Annotated in this window: 1 protein-coding gene and 2 pseudogenes; all 3 read right to left on the bottom strand. The window is 69.8% G+C overall.

Going from position 1 to position 2,868, the window contains the following annotated elements:
- Positions 1 to 53: 53 nt before the first annotated feature.
- Complete coding sequence (gene rbfA / locus KUTG_RS35005) at positions 54 to 506, bottom strand: 30S ribosome-binding factor RbfA (protein WP_043722991.1); 453 nt, start codon at positions 504 to 506, stop codon at positions 54 to 56.
- Between the two features lie 33 nt (positions 507 to 539).
- Positions 540 to 835, bottom strand: a pseudogene (locus tag KUTG_RS35000) (DUF503 domain-containing protein).
- A 67-nt stretch (positions 836 to 902) separates the two neighbouring features.
- A pseudogene (gene infB, locus KUTG_RS34995) lies at positions 903 to 2,868 on the bottom strand (translation initiation factor IF-2); the annotation flags it as partial.

The raw sequence follows: 2,868 nt of genomic DNA, 5'->3' as shown, positions 1-2,868 counted from the left end.
GCGGCGGCCGCGACATCGACCTGATCGGATGAGCTCACACGAGGCAAGCTACGTCACTCCGCGTCGGACTCCTCCTCGCGGGGAGCCTTGTACGGGTCGGCCTCGCCGGCCGGCTGCGCGCCGGAGGCCAGCTGCGCCACCTCGGCGTCCGACTCACGGGCGATGGCCAACAGCTCCTCGATCCGCTTGGAGTCGGTCGGCACGGTGTCGGCGACGAAGGCCAGCGTCGGCGTGAACCGGACGCCGGTCTGCTGCCCCACCATGGTGCGCAGCACCCCGGTCGCGCTGGTCAGCGCGGCCGTGACGCCGGCGTGGTCGGGAGCGGACTCCAGACTGTCGCCGAGCACGGTGTAGTACACGGTCGCGTCGTGCAGGTCGGGGGTGACCCTGGCGTCGGTGATGGTGACCCGGGCCAGCCGGGGGTCCTTCACCTCGTGTTCCAGCGCGGACGCCACGATCTGGGCGATCCGCTTGGCGAGCCTGCGGGCGCGGGCCTGGTCGGCCACGGCGCTCCTCCTCATGAGTAGTGACAGTTGGAACTAGTCGTCCTCGGGGCCGAGGAACCGCTGCCGAGCGGACAGGACCTGCAGCTCGGGCCGGGACGACACCAGCCGCTCGCACGCGTCGAGCACATCCTTGACGTGTCCCGCGTCGGCGGCGACCACCGACACCCCGAACAGGGCGCGGCGGTGCAGGTCCGATGACCGGCCTCGGCGACCGAGACCTCGTACTTGCGCCGGATCTCGGCCAGCACGGGCCGGACCACGGAACGCTTCTCCTTGAGCGAGCGGACGTCGCCCAGCAGCACGTCCAACTCGAGGGCACCGACGAACATGCGCATCACCATGGTTGGACGCCGACGGGGGCCGGCCGGAAGCCGGCCCCCGCCGCACGCCGCTTGATCAGTTGCGGGGCTTCTCCCGCATCTCGTACGTCTCGACGGTGTCGCCGACCCGCAGGTCGCCGTAGCTGCCGAGGGTCAGACCGCACTCGAAGCCCTCGCGGACCTCGGTCACGTCGTCCTTGAAGCGACGCAGCGAGGTGAGCGTGAGGCTCTCCTGCACCACGACGTTGTCGCGGATGAGACGCGCCTTGGTGTTGCGCTTGAGCTCGCCGGACATCACCAGGCAGCCGGCGATGGTGCCGACCTTGGAGGACTTGAAGACGTCGCGCACCTCGGCCCGGCCGAGCTGCACCTCCTCGTACTCCGGCTTGAGCAAGCCCTTGAGGGCCTGCTCGATCTCGTCGATCGCCTGGTAGATCACCGTGTAGTACCGGACCTCGACGCCCTCGCGGTTGGCGAGCTCGGTGGCCCGGCCCTCCGCACGGACGTTGAAGCCGAGCACGATGGTGTTGTCCGTCGCGGTGGCGAGGTTGATGTCGCTCTCCGTGACACCACCGACGCCGCGGTGCACCACGTGCAGCTCGACGTCGTCGCCGACCTCGATGTTCATCAACGCGGCTTCCAGCGCCTCGACGGTGCCGGAGTTGTCGCCCTTGATGACCAGGTTGAGCTGGCTGGTCTCCTTCAGCGCGGCGTCCAGGTCCTCCAGGCTGACGCGCTTGCGGCGGGACGCGTTGAGGGCGTTGCGGGTGCGGGCCTGGCGGCGCTCGGCGATCTGCCGTGCCACCCGGTCCTCGTCCACGACCAGGAAGGTGTCGCCGGCCCCGCGGAACGAGGTCAGACCGATCACCTGCACCGGACGGGACGGCGTCGCCTCGATGACGTCCTCGTTGTGCTCGTCGACCATGCGCCGGACGCGGCCGTAGGCCCCGCCGGCGACGATCGAGTCGCCCACCCGCAGCGTGCCGCGCTGCACCAGGACCGTGGCCACCGGGCCGCGACCGCGGTCCAGGTGTGCCTCGATCGCGACGCCCTGGGCCTCCATGTTGGGGTTGGCCCGCAGGTCGAGCGCGGCGTCCGCGGTCAGCAGGATCGCCTCGAGCAGCTGGTCGATGTGCAGACCCTGCTTGGCCGAGATGTCGACGAACATGGTGTCGCCGCCGTACTCCTCGGCCACCAGGTTGTACTCGGTCAGCTGCTGGCGGATCTTCTGCGGGTTCGCGCCTTCCTTGTCGATCTTGTTCACCGCGACCACGATCGGCGCGCCGGCCGCCTGGGCGTGGTTGATGGCCTCCACCGTCTGCGGCATGACGCCGTCGTCAGCGGCGACGACGATGACCGCGATGTCGGTGGAGTTGGCGCCACGGGCTCGCATGGCGGTGAACGCCTCGTGACCCGGGGTGTCGATGAAGGTGATGAGGCGCTCGTTGCCTTCCAGGTGCGTCATGACCTGGTAGGCGCCGATGTGCTGGGTGATGCCGCCGGCCTCGCCCTCGTGCACGTTCGCCTTGCGAATCGTGTCGAGCAGGCGGGTCTTGCCGTGGTCGACGTGACCCATGACGGTCACCACCGGCGGACGGACGACGAGGTCGTCCTCGTCGCCGGCGTCACCGCCGTAGGTGATGTCGAAGGTCTCCAGCAGCTCGCGGTCCTCCTCCTCGGGAGAGACCACGTTGACCACGTAGTTCATCTCCCCGCCCAGCAGCTCCAGGATCTCGTCGGAGACTGACTGGGTGGCGGTGACCATCTCACCGAGGTGGAACAACACCTGCACCAACGCCGCCGGGTTCGCGTTGATCTTCTCCGCGAAGTCGGTCAGCGACGCGCCGCGCGGCAGCCGGATGGCCTCGCCGTTGCCCTTGGGCAGACGGACACCGCCGACGCTGGGCGCCTGCATGTTGTCGAACTCTTGACGCTTCTGGCGCTTGGACTTGCGACCACGACGCGCGGGACCGCCGGGACGGCCGAACGCGCCCGCGGCGCCGCCGCGACCGCCGGGGACCACCCGGACGACCGCCGCCACC

Source organism: Kutzneria sp. 744 (genome assembly GCF_000568255.1).
In the GTDB taxonomy this organism is placed as follows: Bacteria; Actinomycetota; Actinomycetes; order Mycobacteriales; family Pseudonocardiaceae; genus Kutzneria.
The sequence above is the reverse complement of the archived record's forward strand: the minus strand, read 5'-3'. Positions and strand labels throughout refer to the sequence as shown.